Annotated in this window: 14 protein-coding genes; 5 read left to right on the plus strand and 9 right to left on the minus strand. The window is 54.5% G+C overall.

Annotated features, from left to right (window positions below; translation table 11 throughout):
- Position 1: 1 nt before the first annotated feature.
- From J7395_RS15855 to J7395_RS15865, 3 genes are read left to right on the plus strand one after another with little or no spacing between them, the layout of a single operon-like run.
- The gene (locus tag J7395_RS15855) at positions 2-889 is read left to right on the plus strand and encodes a branched-chain amino acid ABC transporter permease (protein WP_114110287.1); all 888 of its coding nucleotides are present in this window, start codon (positions 2-4) and stop codon (positions 887-889) included.
- 1 nt (position 890) lies between these two features.
- On the plus strand, positions 891-1,874 hold the full coding sequence (locus tag J7395_RS15860) for a branched-chain amino acid ABC transporter permease (RefSeq protein WP_247742205.1): 984 nt from the start codon (positions 891-893) through the stop codon (positions 1,872-1,874).
- Positions 1,875-1,883: 9 nt separating this feature from the next.
- Positions 1,884-3,488 (plus strand): GMC family oxidoreductase N-terminal domain-containing protein, encoded by a 1,605-nt coding sequence (locus J7395_RS15865; protein ID WP_209222317.1) that lies wholly within the window; start codon positions 1,884-1,886, stop codon positions 3,486-3,488.
- A gap of 67 nt (positions 3,489-3,555) precedes the next feature.
- Here J7395_RS15865 and deoA read toward each other — a convergent pair whose 3' ends face one another.
- From deoA to J7395_RS15905, 8 genes are read right to left on the minus strand one after another with little or no spacing between them, the layout of a single operon-like run.
- Complete coding sequence (gene deoA / locus J7395_RS15870; protein WP_209222318.1) at positions 3,556-4,896, minus strand: thymidine phosphorylase; 1,341 nt, start codon at positions 4,894-4,896, stop codon at positions 3,556-3,558.
- 58 nt (positions 4,897-4,954) lie between these two features.
- Complete coding sequence (locus J7395_RS15875; RefSeq protein ID WP_209222320.1) at positions 4,955-5,761, minus strand: purine-nucleoside phosphorylase; 807 nt, start codon at positions 5,759-5,761, stop codon at positions 4,955-4,957.
- A complete protein-coding gene (gene cdd / locus J7395_RS15880) occupies positions 5,758-6,177 on the minus strand; it encodes a cytidine deaminase (RefSeq protein ID WP_062960015.1) in 420 nt (139 codons plus the stop codon). Before cdd ends, J7395_RS15875 begins: the two co-directional genes overlap by 4 nt.
- A 27-nt stretch (positions 6,178-6,204) precedes the next feature.
- Entirely contained in the window at positions 6,205-7,215 is a 1,011-nt protein-coding gene (locus J7395_RS15885) for a BMP family ABC transporter substrate-binding protein (protein WP_209222322.1), read from the minus strand.
- A 51-nt stretch (positions 7,216-7,266) separates the two neighbouring features.
- Positions 7,267-8,238, minus strand: coding sequence for an ABC transporter permease (locus J7395_RS15890; protein WP_062949078.1), 972 nt, complete (start codon positions 8,236-8,238; stop codon positions 7,267-7,269).
- Positions 8,238-9,356: an ABC transporter permease gene (locus J7395_RS15895; protein ID WP_209222324.1), complete on the minus strand. Its 1,119-nt coding sequence runs from the start codon at positions 9,354-9,356 to the stop codon at positions 8,238-8,240. The genes J7395_RS15890 and J7395_RS15895 overlap by 1 nt, the downstream gene beginning before the upstream one ends.
- Positions 9,353-10,927, minus strand: coding sequence for an ABC transporter ATP-binding protein (locus J7395_RS15900; RefSeq protein ID WP_209222326.1), 1,575 nt, complete (start codon positions 10,925-10,927; stop codon positions 9,353-9,355). Before J7395_RS15900 ends, J7395_RS15895 begins: the two co-directional genes overlap by 4 nt.
- Before the next feature lie 49 nt (positions 10,928-10,976).
- Positions 10,977-11,972, minus strand: coding sequence for a BMP family ABC transporter substrate-binding protein (locus tag J7395_RS15905; RefSeq protein WP_097050339.1), 996 nt, complete (start codon positions 11,970-11,972; stop codon positions 10,977-10,979).
- A gap of 599 nt (positions 11,973-12,571) precedes the next feature.
- Between J7395_RS15905 and J7395_RS15910 the strand changes: the two genes are divergently transcribed.
- Both J7395_RS15910 and J7395_RS15915 read left to right on the plus strand, forming a co-directional pair.
- Positions 12,572-14,164 carry a bifunctional metallophosphatase/5'-nucleotidase gene (locus tag J7395_RS15910; protein WP_209222328.1) on the plus strand — a complete coding sequence of 531 codons (1,593 nt, stop codon included), beginning with the start codon at positions 12,572-12,574 and terminating at the stop codon, positions 14,162-14,164.
- Positions 14,165-14,310: 146 nt separating this feature from the next.
- Positions 14,311-15,261: a carbohydrate kinase family protein gene (locus J7395_RS15915; RefSeq protein WP_209222330.1), complete on the plus strand. Its 951-nt coding sequence runs from the start codon at positions 14,311-14,313 to the stop codon at positions 15,259-15,261.
- Here J7395_RS15915 and J7395_RS15920 read toward each other — a convergent pair.
- Positions 15,258-16,115, minus strand: a complete 858-nt coding sequence (locus J7395_RS15920) for a type 1 glutamine amidotransferase (RefSeq protein WP_209222332.1) — start codon at positions 16,113-16,115, stop codon at positions 15,258-15,260. The two genes, J7395_RS15915 and J7395_RS15920, sit on opposite strands and share 4 nt — an antisense overlap.
- Positions 16,116-16,119 lie beyond the last annotated feature (4 nt).

A 16,119-nucleotide genomic window follows, 5' to 3' on the forward strand; every position in this document is an offset into this window, starting at 1 on the left:
CGTGACTATGATATTTGGAATTCCGATCCAGGCGTTTCTCGGCCAACTTCTGATCGGTCTGATCAACGGATCCTTCTACGCAATGCTTAGCCTAGGTCTGGCGATCATTTTCGGCCTTCTTCGCGTGATCAACTTCGCACATGGCGCCCAATACATGATGGGAGCCTTTGTCGGCTTCCTGCTTCTGTCATGGATTGGAGTAAATTACTGGCTGGCATTGCTGGTAGCACCGGTCATTGTCGGCATTACCGGCGTTGTAATCGAACGCTTTGCCTTGCGTCGCCTTTATAACCTGGATCATCTGTACGGGCTTCTGTTCACCTTTGGCCTTGCCCTGGTGATCGAAGGCGGCTTCCGGTATTTTTACGGTACTTCCGGTCAACCCTATGCCACCCCCGCCCTGCTTTCCGGCGGGGTTAATCTTGGCTTTATGTATTTGCCGATTTATCGCGGCTGGGTGGTAGTGGCATCGCTGATTGTCTGTATCGGCACATGGCTTCTTATCGAAAAGACCAAACTCGGCGCCTATTTGCGGGCAGCAACCGAAAATCCAACGCTTGTCCAGTCGTTTGGCATCAATGTGCCGTTCCTGCTGACTCTGACATATGGGCTTGGTGCCGGTCTGGCTGCACTGGCCGGGATCATGGCCGCACCGATTTATCAGGTCAGCCCGTTGATGGGATCGAACCTGATCATTGTGGTGTTCGCCATCGTGGTTGTCGGCGGGATGGGATCGATTATGGGGGCGATTGTCACGGGCTATATGCTTGGCATCCTAGAAGGGTTGACCAAGGTCTTTTACCCCGAAGCGTCAAATATCGTGATTTTCGTAATCATGGCTATCGTTCTTTTGGTCCGGCCTGCGGGTCTGTTTGGTCGGGATGCGTGATATGACAGAAATAACAATGACATCGGAAACCCGCCAATCGGCGCATCGGATACAGCTTGCCCTGCTCGCTGTATTGATCATCGGCCTTGTGATTGCACCCTTCGTCCTTTATCCGGTTTTCCTGATGAAGGTCCTATGTTTTGCCCTGTTCGCCAGTGCCTTCAATCTGCTTTTGGGCTTCACGGGCCTGCTGTCGTTCGGCCACGCAGCCTTTTTCGGCGGGGCGGCCTATTTCACTGCTCACGCAGTTAAAGAATGGGGATTCTCCCCCGAAGCCGGTATCCTTCTTGGCGTTTTGGGTGCCGCCTTCATGGGGCTGATCATCGGATTTTTCGCCATCCGGCGCCAGGGCATCTATTTTGCGATGATTACACTCGCCCTGTCACAGATGTTCTTTTTCTTCTGCCTGCAATCGGAATTCACCAAAGGTGAAGATGGCTTGCAAGGTGTACCGCGCGGATATCTGCTTGGCTTTATCGACCTGAACCAGCCATTAAATATGTATTTCTTTGTTCTGGCAGTCTTTGTGATTGGGGTGTTCATGGTCTGGAGGATTGTGCACTCCCCGTTTGGCATGATCCTGCGATCCATTCGGGAAAATGAAAACCGGGCAATTTCACTGGGCTACTCGGTCAATCTGTACAAGCTTGCCGCCTTTGTCATGTCGGCGGCTTTGGCCGGTCTTGCAGGCGGGCTCAAGGCGCTGGTGTTCCAGTTTGCCACCCTTACCGATGTGGCATGGCAAATGTCAGGCGAAGTCATCCTGATGACCCTGCTTGGCGGGATCGGAACGATCTTCGGCCCGATCTTCGGTGCGGCTTTTGTCGTGACCGTGCAGAACTATCTGTCAACCACCGGCTTCCCGGTAACGGTGCTGACCGGCCTCATCTTCATTGTCTGTGTGCTGGTGTTCCGCCGTGGCATTGTCGGCGAGTTCAACGCGTCACGCCTCGCTGCCAAGCTGGGCCTTCGGTCCAGAAACTAGGGAAGCAGCATGACCACGCAACAATTCGACTATATCATCGTCGGCGCAGGATCGGCTGGCTGCACCCTTGCAAACCGCCTTTCCGAAATTGAAAATGCCACCGTCCTTCTGTTGGAGGCCGGTGGCAAAGATACCAATCCATGGATCCATATTCCGGTCGGCTATCTTTATTGCATCGGCAATCCAAATGTCGATTGGTGCTTTAAAACCGAGGCCGAAGAAGGTCTGAATGGCCGGTCATTGGGGTATCCCCGTGGCAAGGTCCTGGGGGGATGTTCGTCGATCAACGGCATGATTTATATGCGTGGTCAGGCCGCCGACTATGACCAATGGCGTCAATCGGGATGTGACGGTTGGGGCTGGGACGACGTGCTGCCGCATTTCAAAAAATCCGAAGATTACTATCTTGGCTCCGATGACATGCACGGATCAGGTGGTGAGTGGCGGGTTGAACAGGCACGCGTGCGCTGGGAAATCCTTGATGCGTTTCAGGACGCCGCCGAACAGGCTGGCATCCCGAAGGTCGCGGACTTCAACCGCGGCAATAACGAGGGGTCCAGCTATTTTGCGGTTAACCAGAAACGCGGCATTCGCTGGAACACTTCAAAGGCATTTCTGAAGCCTGCCCTGTCGCGAAAAAACCTGGAACTGCGGACTCATGCGCAGGTTCGGCGTCTGATCATTGAAAACGGTCGCGTCACCAGTGTTGAATATGACCGCAATGGCGTGATTAAAACCGTCTCGGCACGTCGTGAAATCATTCTGTCGGCCGGTGCCATCGGCTCGCCCCATATTCTGGAACTATCCGGCATCGGTCGGGGCGATGTCCTGCAAAAACATGGCATCCAGACTATCTATGAAAGCACGCAGGTCGGTGAAAACCTGCAAGATCACCTTCAATTGCGCTGCGCATTCAAGGTCAGCGGAATCCGCACCCTGAACGAACAGGCCAGCAGCCTTGTCGGAAAGGCCGGGATCGCCCTAGAATACCTGTTCAATCAATCAGGGCCGATGTCGATGGCCCCCAGCCAGCTTGGCATCTTCACCAAATCGGATGCATCATTCGAAACGGCGAACCTGCAGTATCATGTGCAGCCGCTGTCACTTGAAAAGTTCGGTGACCCTGTCCATCCCTTCCCGGCCTTTACGGCAAGCGTCTGTAACCTGCGGCCGCAAAGTCGCGGTAGCATCCATCTGAAATCACCCGATTTCCGCAACCAACCGGCCATTGCGCCCAATTATCTGAGCGCGGATGCCGATAAAAAGGTTGCTGCCGACTCAATCCGGCTGACCCGCAAAATTGCCAATCAGCCCGCCCTTGCCCCGTATCGGCCCGAAGAATTCAAACCCGGCCCGTCATACGAGACAGAGGAGGATCTGGTCAAAGCCGCAGGCAATATCGGTACGACGATTTTCCACCCTGTGGGCACATGTCGCATGGGCGCGGACCCGGCATCGGTGGTTGATCCACAATTACGGCTGCGTGGGCTTGACGGGCTTCGGATTGCGGATGCCTCGATCATGCCCACCATCACATCGGGCAATACCAATTCACCAACCATCATGATTGCAGAAAAGGCCGCCGCCATGATTATGGCAAGCGTACGCTACTAGCCACAAAAACCAGACAAAAAGGCCGGGAAGTCACCCTACCCGGCCTTTTGCATTCTCAGTTGTGTGATCACCCTTTGGTGCGAGCAACGATCCGTTCGCGTACCGCCGCGGCGGAACCGGTTCTGGCGACTTCGCCATCGCCAATTACGATTGCCTCGCGCAACAGCGCCGTCGCCTCGCCAAGCTGTGCCTGATCACGGATATGAGCGATACAAAGCGGCGTTTCGGCCGAAACGGCCTGCCCGACCTTGATGAAATCGGTAAAGCCGACAGCAAAGTCGATCTTCTGATCGGCACGCGTCCGGCCACCTTTCAACGCAACCAGCGCCAGACCAACCTTGCGCGCATCCATCGATACAACGCGCCCGGTCTTCGCCGCGCTGACGGGCTCGATCATCGGAGCTACTTCAAGATGGGCCGATGTGTTTTCGATAAAATCGGCTGGACCGCCAAGGGCCGATACCATTTTGCCAAATACTTCGGCTGCCTTGCCCGACGTCAGGGCGTCACTGGCTTTTTGCAAACCATCGGCAACATCACTGGCAACACCGGTCAGCGACAGCATTTCGGCTGCCAACGCCATCGTGACATCATAAACACGCTGTTCCTGATGCTTGCCGGTCAGGAAATCAACCGCTTCATGCATTTCAAGCGCGTTGCCGACCGTATCGCCCAGAACCTGTTCCATATCGGTCAAAAGGGCCGTTGTCGGCACACCATTGCGGGTTGCGACTTCGGTGATGCTTTCGGCCAGTTCGCGCGCACGATCATATTCATTCATGAAGGCACCCGATCCGAATTTGACATCCATCACCAGCGCATCCAGACCTGCCGCCAGCTTTTTCGACAGGATCGATGCCGTGATCAACGGAATGCTTTCAACCGTCGCGGTGACGTCGCGAATACCATAAAAACGCTTGTCCGCAGGGGCAAGATCGGCGGTCTGTCCGATGATGGCGCAGCCGACTTCGCGCGTGACCTTGGCAAATTCATCCAGGGTCGGTGCGGTCCGATAGCCCGGAATGGAATCAAATTTGTCCAGCGTCCCGCCTGTATGACCAAGGCCACGTCCCGAAATCATCGGAACAAAAGCACCGCACGCACCAACAATCGGCCCCAGCATCAGGCTGACCTTGTCGCCAACCCCACCAGTCGAATGCTTGTCGACAATCGGCCCGTCAAGACCAAGCGCCTTCCAATCAAGTACGGTCCCGGAATCACGCATATTGCGCGTCAGCGCCGCGCGCTCATCCATGGTCATGCCGTTAAAGAAAACCGCCATGGCAAGGGCTGCAACCTGCCCCTCGCTGATGCTTTCATCGGCAATGCCCTTTACGAAAAAGGCGATTTCGGCGTCTGTCAGAACTTCGCCTTCACGTTTACGGCGAATGATTTCCTGCGGCAGCATATGCTGTCTCCTGCGCGCTTATTATTAAATTACGTTTTCAAACTCGTTTGAAACAGGCTCATGCATCACTTGAAAAATAACGCAGCAGGATCTTGATTAAATTGGCAGATCCTTCTTTTGCCATTTCCAGAGTCTGTTCATGACTAAGGGCGGTCGGGCTCATACCCGCGGCCAGATTGGTGATATTTGAAACTGCTGCCACCCGGAATCCCAGACGGCGGGCAAGAATGTTTTCCGGTACGGTCGACATGCCCACCGCATCCACCCCCAGAACCTTAAGCGCACGAATTTCGGCCGGTGTTTCAAAACTTGGCCCGGTGCACCAGCAATAAGTGCCTTCAAACAGGTTAATGCCAAGCTCTGCCGCAGTATTTTTCAAACCCGATCCGATTTCCGGATCATACGGCACATCCATACCGACAAACCGGTCATCACCATGATATCCAATTAACGGATTGGGCCCGAACAGGCTGATATGATCCGTAATCAGCATCAGGTTCCCCGGTGATGCCTCGGGGATTAGCGAGCCCGCCGCATTGGTCAGGATAAGTCGGTCTGCACCCAATTCACGCAATGTCTCAAGCGGCTCGCTCATCAAATCCGAACGGCCATGTTCATAATAATGCGCCCGGCCCTGCATGACGGCAACGGAAACGTCCCCGATACGGCCCAGAACCAGTTGTCCGCCATGGCCCACTACCGTCGGCTTGGGAAAGCCCGGCAGTTCTGCATAGGAAATCCTGATCGCATCACTGACCGCGTCAATAACGCCCCCCAGCCCACTGCCAAGAACAAGGGCTACCTCGGCCTTAAAACCCGGTGCCTTGGCGGCAATGATTTCCAATGCGGCTTTGACGTTGCTCATTTCAAATTCTCCGGCCCGAAGGAATGGGGAATAAGTTCTTCCCGTGTCAGGGTCAAAAGCGTTTTGCCAGCATCATTGATGATATAAATCGTCGCATCCGATCCGGTGAATTCCCGGATTTTCTGGCGACACCCACCACAAGGCGTACAGGCAACATCCCCCAGCCCAACAACGACGATTTCGTCAAACTTGGTTTCACCCGACAGAACCATTGCCGAAATTGCCCCGGCTTCGGCACACACACCTTCGGGATAGGCCGCATTTTCAACATTGCATCCAGCAATGATCTGTCCGCGTCCCGTCCGAAGGGCTGCTCCAACGTGGAATTTCGAATATGGCGCATATGCCCTGTCACGCGCGGCAAGTGCCGCATCAATCAAATCGCGCGGGGCGTCGGTTATAGTTTGCGATGTCATGTGTCTTGATCCTGTTTTTCCTGCCGCTTATCGCGGGCAGGTTCCATCTTGCATATAGTCGTGAACCGCGATCCTGCCGTTGATGATGTCATTGCGCGCCGCATCTGCCGCATCCTTCATCGCAGACGTGATCAGGTCCCTGTTAAAATCGTCAAGCGCCCAGTCGATCCCACCTTCGGCAAGGCCAAGACTGCGAATACCGGGCTTCCAGTCATCCTTGCGCGCCGCCTCGAATGCCTCGAACACCGCAACATCGACATGTTTGACCATCGATGTCAGAACCGATCCCGGATGCAACCCGTTCTGGTTTGCATCCGATCCAATCCCAAGCTTTCCGGCATCCGCAGTCGCCTGCAAAACACCAATTCCCGTGCCACCGGCCAGTTGCAAGACAACATCTGCGCCAAGACCGATCTGTGTGGTCGCCAGTTCGGCACCACGGACCGGATCATTCCACGCAGCACCGGTCGTTCCCGTCATGCTTTCCAGCACCTTGATGCCCGAAACCGCCTGCAACGCACCCAGGGCATAGCCACAGGTCATTCGGCGAATCAACGGAATATCCATGCCGCCAACAACACCAATCGTTCCCGACTTCGATGCCATGGCCGCAAGCATCCCGACAAGATACGTGCCTTCATGTTCACGAAACACAACCGACTGCACATTAGGTTGATCAACAACCATATCGACAATGGTAAAACGGGTATCGGGAAATTCCGGCGCAACTTTGGCAAGCGACGTCGCCTGCTGAAACCCGATCACAACAATCGGGTCACGTCCCTCGCGGGCAAAATTCCGGATAGCCTGTTCGCTTTGCGTGTCATTACGCAATTCGAACTCGCGATAATCAATGCCGATTTCCTGTTTGAAACGCTCCGCCCCTTCAAAAGCCGACTGATTAAACGAACCGTCAAACTTGCCACCGGTTGAATAAACAACTGCTGGCGTAATTTCGGCGGCCTCCGCGGCAAAAACCGTGGCAGGCAGCGAAACAGCCAGAACGGCAATGATGGAAAAGACCTGTTTGCAATTCATCACAGCCTCGTTTGCCAGATATGCCGGATCGGGAAGTTGACCGCAATGCGATCAGCGTTCCTTCACATACGGACGACCAAGCGATTTGGGCGGAATGGCGCGGCCAATAAAGCCCGCCAACAGGATCACCGTCAAAACATAGGGTAGTGCCTGCACCAGTTGCACCGGCACCTCGCCGATGCCCGGCAGGATAACACCCTGCATACGGGTTGCTGCAGCATCAAGGAAACCAAACAGCAAACAGGCAAACAATGCCGGGAAAGGTCGCCATTTGCCAAACACCATGGCTGCGAGCGCGATATAGCCCTTTCCTGCTGTCATATCCTGAAGGAAGGACGCACCCTGCGCGGTCGAAAGATACGCGCCCGACATGCCGACAAGAATACCACTGCACATCACCGCACGATAACGCATGGCGACAACGCCTATACCTGCGGTATCAACCGCCCCCGGATTTTCACCAACCGCACGCAGACGCAAACCGAAACGGGTGCGATACATCACCCACCACGCTGCCGGAACTGCAAGGAACGCGACATAAACAAGAATGTTATGACCGCTCAGCAATTCCGAATAAATTGATCCGAGAACCGGAACATCGGCAACGGCATCCGCACCGGGCAAGGTAATCGGTTGGAACCGCGATTCATGATCAAGCGACGGCGTCTTGCCGCCTTGCGCAAACAGCGCAATCCCGACAAGTGCCGTCAGACCGGACATCAGGATATTGATCGCCATGCCTGATACAACCTGATTGCCTTTATGCGTGATGCAGGCAAAACCATGCAGCAGCGAAAGGCAGATCGTGGTTCCGATTGCCGCCAGCAACCCGACCCACGGATTTCCGACATAGTAAGCCACGGCAGCAGCCGAAAACGCCCCGCCCAGCATCATGCCTTCAAGTGCCAGGTTGATCGTGCCGGATCGCTCCGAAAACATCCCGGCCAGTGCGGCAAGAATAAGCGGGGTCGATGTCCGAAGCGTCGCATCCAGAAGCAGGATAACCAGTTCAAAATTATCCATTATGCGGCCTCCTGCGCACGGCGGCGCAAATGCCACGCTGTATAAATCCGGGTCACACGCGGACGGAACATATGTTCCATCGCACCGGTAAACAGGATCACAAGCCCCTGAATAACCACGACCATATCGTTCGAAATCGTCGGGATTTCAAAACTTAGCTCCGCCCCGCCCTGATAGAGCATTCCAAACAGCAATGCCGCCAGGAAAATACCAAACGGGTGATTGCGCCCCATCAGGGCAACCGCGATCCCGACAAAGCCGTAACCGGCCGTAAAATCAATCAGCAGCCGGTGCTGAACCCCCATCACTTCGTTAAGCGCCATGAAGGCCGAAAGCGCGCCTGAAATCATCATCGCCATGATGATGTAACGCCCCGGCTCGATCCCGGCATAGGTCGCGGCAACCGCATTGGCACCCACGGTGCGGATCGCATAACCCCATCTTGTATGCCAGATGAACAGCCACACCAGAACACTGCAGACAAGCGCGTAAACGAATGAGAGGTTCAGCGGACTGCTTGCCATTTCCAGACCAAGGCCTGCGGCGATGTCATGAATGAACGGCAAACGCAGATGTTCGGCAATCTGTTCGCTTTCCGGGGTCATGGACCCTTGCGGGCGCAGAACATTGACCAGCAGATAAACCATCAGCGAAGACGCAATGAAGTTGAACATGATCGTGGTGATCACGACATGCGACCCGCGACGTGCCTGTAAATAGGCCGGGATATAGGCCCAGGCCGCACCGAAAATTGCCGCCGCCAGAATGGCAACAATCAGCATTATCGGGAATGGCAGGAAAACAAGGTAAAGGGCGGCCAGAATAACGCCAAGACCACCAACATAGGCCTGCCCCTCGGCACCGATATTGAACAGCCCGCAATGGAATGCAACGGCAAAGGCCAGACCGGTAAAGATGAAGTTGGTGGTGTAATAAAGCGTATAACCCCACGCCTCTTCATAACCGAACGCACCATAAAGCAGAATTTCAACAACTTGTGTTGGGCTTTCACCAATCGCCAGAACCACAAGCCCCGAAACGACCAGTGCCAGCAGAAGGTTGAGCAGCGGCAACGCACCAACATCAATCCAGCGCGGCAGTTGAACAGTATCACTCATGCGTGGCCCTCCGCGGCTTTGGCTTCATGTGGGTCAACCCCGGCCATCATCAGGCCAAGAACCCGTTCATTTGCTTCGGCAGCAGAAACTTCACCGATGATGGAACCATCACACATCACCAGTATGCGGTCGGCAAGAGACATGATTTCGTCCAGTTCGACGGATACCAGCAAGACTGCTTTGCCGGCATCGCGCATCGCAACAATACGTTTGTGAATGAATTCGATGGCGCCGATATCGACACCACGCGTCGGCTGACCAACCAGAAGAAGTTCCGGATCGCGCATAATTTCACGCGCCAGAACCAGCTTCTGCTGGTTGCCGCCGGAAAAATTGGCCGCTTTCAAATCAGGATCATTTGGCCGCACGTCGAATTCCGACATCATATGTTCGGTCGCATCGGAAATCGCATGCCAGTTCAGGAACATGCCTTTCTGATAGGCTGCATCATCTTCATAACCGAGAATAGCGGCTTCCTTGGCCGAAAATGACGTCACCATCGCCATGCGATGGCGATCCTCAGGCACATGGGCCACACCGCGTTTACGCAGTTCGGCGGCATCAACACCGCGACCGGGTGTCACATCCTGCCCGTTCAACAGGACCTGTCCCTCGCTTACAGCACGTATCCCGCCAAGCGCTTCAAGAAGTTCGCTCTGCCCGTTGCCGGAAACCCCGGCAATGCCGACGATTTCACCAGCACGAACCGTAAAGCTGGCATTCTTGACCTTGCGCACACCCTGCGATGTTTCAACGCACAGATTATCGACCTCAAGAACCGTCGCCGCCGGTGCGGCCTCACTCTTTTCAAGGCGCAAAAGCACCTTGCGGCCGACCATCAGTTCGGAAAGTTCTTCGGGGCTGGTTTCAGCCGTTTTGCGATGGGCCACCATTTCACCCTGGCGCATCACGGAAACATTATCCGTTGCCGCCATGATTTCACGCAGTTTATGCGTGATCAGAACAACCGTCTTGCCCTGCTGCTTCAGGGTTTCCAGAATGCGGAACAGATGATCCGCTTCCTGCGGGGTCAAAACGCCCGTCGGTTCATCCAAAATAAGAATTTCGGCCCCGCGATAAAGGGCCTTCAGAATTTCAACGCGCTGCTGCAAACCAACAGACAGGTCGCCAACAATGGCATCTGGATTAACGTCGAGCGAATATTCACGCTCCAGACGTTTAAGCTCCTCGCGGGCCTTGTCTACGCCCTCGCGCAGGATTGCTCCCCCCTCGACACCCAGAATAACGTTTTCTAGCACCGTGAACGGTTCAACCAGCATGAAATGCTGATGGACCATGCCGATCCCGACCGCAATGGCATCTTCGGATCCCTTGATATCGCAAAGTTTGCCATCGACATGGATGGTGCCCCCGTCGGCCTGATAAAAGCCGTACAGGATACTCATCAGGGTCGATTTGCCCGCACCGTTTTCCCCGACGATGCCGTGAATCGTACCCTTTTCAACTTTCAGATCGATTGATTTATTCGCGTGTACCGCACCGAACCGCTTGTCTATACCGCGCAGTTCAATAGCGGGTTGCACGGCACCGGTCTCCCCGGCGCCGTGCATTTGATGCATCGTATCCGACACTACAAATCCCCGGTTTGTTCGTCCTGCCTTACATCGGGCAGGCGCTGTCGCTCATGTAATCATGGACTTCAAGGTTGCCGGAAATGATTTCTTCCTTGGCCTTGGCAACAGCCGCTTTCATGTCGTCGGTGATGAGTTTCTCGTTGTTCTCGTCAAGCGCCCAGTCAACGCCGCCTTCTGCAAGGCCAAGAACCGTTACGCCCGGTTCCCATGTGTCGTTGGCAGCAGCGTCGAACGCTTCGTAAACAGCAACGTCAACACGCTTGAGCATCGAGGTCAGAACCGAACCCGGATGCAGGGCATTCTGGTTGGAGTCAACACCGATACCAAGCTTTCCGGCATCCGCTGCCGCCTGCAGAACACCGACGCCGGTGCCGCCAGCCGCGTGATAGACAACGTCCGCCCCACGGTCGAATTGCGATTTTGCAAGTTCGCCACCTTTAACCGGGTCATTCCATGCCGCACCGGTGGTGCCGGTCATATTCTGGAATACTTCGGCATCGGCATTGGCGTGTTTAACGCCCTGCGCATAACCACAGGCAAATTTGCGGATCAGCGGAATATCCATGCCACCGATGAAGCCAACCTTGCCGGTTTTTGATGCCATCGCTGCCAAAACACCAACCAGGAACGAACCTTCATGTTCCTTGAATACCACCGACTGAACGTTCGGCAGGTCAACAACCATGTCAACGATTGTGAACTTGATATCAGGGAATTCGGTTGCAACTTTCTCAAGGGCTGATGCCTGCGAGAAGCCGATTGCAACAATCGGGTTCATGCCGCGGCGTGCGAAGTTGCGCATGGCCTGTTCGCGCTGCGAATCGTTCTGGATTTCGAAATCGCGATACTCGGTCCCGGTGTCGGCCTTGTATTTCTCGGCACCGTTATATGCGCCCTGGTTAAACGAACGGTCAAAACGGCCGCCCAGATCGTAAACGACTGCCGGTTTGATTTCTGCTGCGCTCGCTACACCTGCATAGCATGCAACAGCCGCGACCATGGAGGTCAGAAGCTTTTTCATTCCGATGCCCTTCTATTGCTTGATTCTCTTTTATATCCCGCCAGTGCCCTTAACCGGCAGGACTCCCTCATCGAAAAAGTGTTTCATGCAGCAGCGCCGCTTTTTGCCCCGGATGCCGGTATGCTTTTGTGCGTCTCTGCTGCAGAACGCCTATGGTAACTACAAAATACAGTGCTCTGTAAATAGCAGAGCACTGACCATTGACACAAAACCTGTCCATTCGGTCAGAATTCATTCTACCCCAGCTTGCCTTTTTACCGTCTATCTGCGGGGTTTCCCTTAGTTTTTCACGCATTAGAAAACGCTGACATTTCAATCGCTGCCGATACTATTTCTCGAAGAATTTCATAATACCGCCGCGCGCCATTTCTGTACTCCTGCCTGTTGCGCCGAAAACAAAGGCGTCCGATTCTGCATTGCAATGAAAATTCGCCTTATCCGTCTCCCTGATGCGGATCGACAATTTAACCGCCACGTCATCAACCGGGCGTACCCCCACCAGAATTTTAATGCTAGGATCGCGTGCGTTCAGGGATTTGACTTTTCATGCCATCCCGGGTCGAGGGATCCCGGTGGAATGGCCTGTTCGGAGATAACAAATGAAACGTAAAATTGCCGGGCTGCTTTCGGCCTGTACGATGCTGACTTTCGGTGCCGGTTCGGCCCTTGCGGATTACGATTTGCGCATCCTGCATACCAACGACGTTCATGACCGCGTTGAATCGGTTACCAAATACAACAACAGCTGCAGTGTCGAAGACGAAACCGAAGGCAAATGCTTTGGCGGTTATGCCCGTCTTGCAACCGCCATTCGCGATAATCGCGCCATGGGCGGCAATGTTATTGTCGTGGATGCGGGCGACCAGTTTCAGGGATCGCTGTATTATTCGACCTACAAGGGTGAACTTCTGGCAGAGTTGATGAATCTGGTCGATTATGATGCCATGGCAGTTGGCAACCACGAATTCGATGACGGCCCTGAAGTCCTTGCCGATTTCATCAAGGCAAGCACCACCCCGATCCTCTCAGCAAACATTGAAACCTCTGTTGCCGGACTGAACGAACTAATCAAACCCGAAACCATCATGACGGTGGGAGGTGAACGGATCGGTATCATCGGCCTTACCACACCCGAAACGGCCGAAATTTCAAGTTCTGGCCCTGATGTCGTCTTCAACGACCTTGCAAGCTCTTTACAGACTTCGGTGGATCGCCTGCGAGCGCAGGGTATCAACAAGATCGTTGCATTGAATCATTCCGGTTCCTACGCAGATTTCGACATCGTTGGCAAAGTCAGCGGTGTTGACGTCATCGTTGGCGGCCACGATCATTTGCTGTTTTCAAACATTGTTGAGAACGCTTCACATCCCTATCCGGTGGTGATGAACGGTGGGGATGGTGATCCTGTTCTGATCGTTCAGGCCTATGCATACACCCGTTATCTTGGCGATCTGACTGTTACCTTTGATGACAATGGCAAAGCCATCGCCTGGAGCGGCGAGCCGATTTCGCTTGATGCATCCTTTACCCCCGCCGAAGACATCACGGCCGTCATTGACACCAAACGAGATGCCGTTGATGCCGTCCGCACTATCGAAGTCGGCAGCTTCACGACCGCCGCCGATGGATCGCGCGAAACCTGTCGGGCGATGGAATGCGCCATGGGCTCGCTTGTTGCCGATGCGATGTTGTGGAAAGCTGGCGAAGGCCATCAGATCGCCATCCAGAATGGCGGCGGTATCCGTGCCAGCATTGACGAAGGCACCGTGACAATGGGCGAAGTCCTGACGGTTCTGCCGTTCCAGAACGCCCTGGCAACCTTCAAACTGACCGGTGCCGATATCGTGGCGTCCCTTGAACATGGCGTTTCTCTGGTGTCCGAGGGCAAAGGTCAGTTCCCGCAGGTTTCCGGCCTGAAATTCGATCTGGACCTTAACGCACCGGTCGGGTCACGCATATCCAACGTCATGGTCAATGAAGGCGGTACTTTCGTCCCGATTGATCCGGCCAAAACATATGGCGTTGTATCGAACGACTTCATGCGCAATGGCGGGGATGGCTATGCCCTGTTCCGCGACAACGCAACTGATGTCTATGATTTCGGTCCGAACCTTGAACAGGCTGTTGCGGAATATATCGGCATGAATTCACCGATGACCCCGGCAACCAGTGACCGTATCATGATTAAATAAGCCTGAACCAAAGGGTTTGACTAAAGGGCGATGCACGACGAGTTGGTGCATCGCCCTTCTTGTTTTGCTTGCGTTGCGTTGGCCCTGCGGCTTATGACTTCGCACCTGTCGCCAACGACCCATTCAATAAGAAACAGAGCATCATCTTGATCAACCCGGCCAGCAATATCCTTTGCCTTGGTGCAGCCCATTTTGACCGAACACTGCAATGCACGGAAACATTCGTGCCTGCGGCGTCAAACCCTGTGCGGACCCTGCATCGCAAACCGGGTGGTGTCAGTCGCAATATCGCGGTTCACCTGCGGTTGCTGGGATGTAATGTCGGCATGCTGGGTGCGGTCGGCGACGATGGCGACGGCGATCAGATCATCCGCTCCTTATCGGAAATCGGTATCGATACACGGCAAATCCGCAAAATCCCCGGCGGCCATACCGCGGGTTACACTGCCATTCTTGACGAAACCGGTGAACTGGCCCTTGGCCTGATGGATGCCGAAGTCTATGACCGCCTGACATGCGACCTTCTGGCTGATCAACTGGCAAATATTCAAAACTGGCCCTGGTGGCTGGTCGATGCCAATCTGCCGACCGAAACGCTGACCTGGCTGGCCAACCAGAAAGGTACATCGCGTTTTTGTGCCGCGACCGTATCCCCGTCAAAATCGGCCCGTTTCAAGCCGCTTCTGGACAAACTTGATGTCCTGATTGCCAACCGCGCTGAAGCAAAAGTCCTGTCAGGTATTGAAATCAACGACAACGATGACGCGGTAAACGCGATCAAATCCCTGCGTGATCATGGTATTCCCCATATTGTCGTCACACTGGGTGCCAAGGGTGTCATATCCGCCGATGACCGTGAAATTGCGTTCTGGCGTCCCTTGCCCACCAAGGTTGTTGACGTCAATGGTGCCGGTGATGCGTTTTATTCAGGCTTTCTGTCGGCTTTCAGCAAACCGGAAACCAGCTTTGACGCCGCGATTGGCACCGGCCTTGCCATGGCAAGTCTGACGGCGGAAACCCACGGCACAACTGTCTGGAACCTTGATAGCAAAACGGTTCAGGAACGTGCGTTAAACGCCTACAAAGAAACGATCTAGCTGCGAATTTTACCGACTGAATATCTCAGCCAGTTGCCCAGTTCGATCAATCGGCGTTCATAGCGCAACGCATCATTATCAATGCCATATTGCCATGCCAGATCGCGTCGGCCCGGGTCGTGATGCAACGTCATCCAGTTTGCCGCCATTGTCTCAAGCACGCCCTGATCGGCAAACAATCCAGCATCAATCAACCGTTGCCCATACCGCCGGAAAATCGCGGCAAGTTCAGCCAGCGTATATTCGGGATGGTATTGCACGCCCCAGAATTTCAGACCGTCATATTCCATCACCAATGCCTGAATATGGCTGTGTTCGTTCCCCGCAAGGATTACCGCCCCCTTTGGCGGAACCGATACTTCGTCCATATGCACGGTCAGTGCCGAAAAACAAATCGATTTCCCGCGATACATCGGATGCGCAACCCCTGCCCGATTCAGGCGGATCATGCGGCCCACGCCGATCTCGCGTCCATTGGGCGATGCACGCACTTCGCCGCCAAACGCACGGGCAACAATCTGCATGCCCCAGCAACTGCCAAATACCGGCACACCGGATTCAACCGTCGCCCTGGCCAATGGTAATTGGTTTAAAACGGCATCTTCATCGATATAGGCATTAAGCGCCGAACCGGTCCAAGCGATGCCGTCAAAATCGCCAAGCTTCACACCGTCGGGAAGACAGTCCGGCCCATCATCTGCAGGCCGGACAATCGTAACATCAAGTTCAGGATCAAGGCGTCGCAGGGCCGTTTCATATCCCTCGCCCGATGGCGATCCCCCCAGTGAACGGTTCAATTCATTCACTTCGTGGCGATTGCCATCGACAATCAGGATTTTTCTGACGTTTTCCATGATA

The sequence above is a fragment of the Thalassospira sp. A3_1 genome, assembly GCF_017744215.1.
Taxonomy (GTDB): domain Bacteria; phylum Pseudomonadota; class Alphaproteobacteria; order Rhodospirillales; family Thalassospiraceae; genus Thalassospira; species Thalassospira lucentensis_A.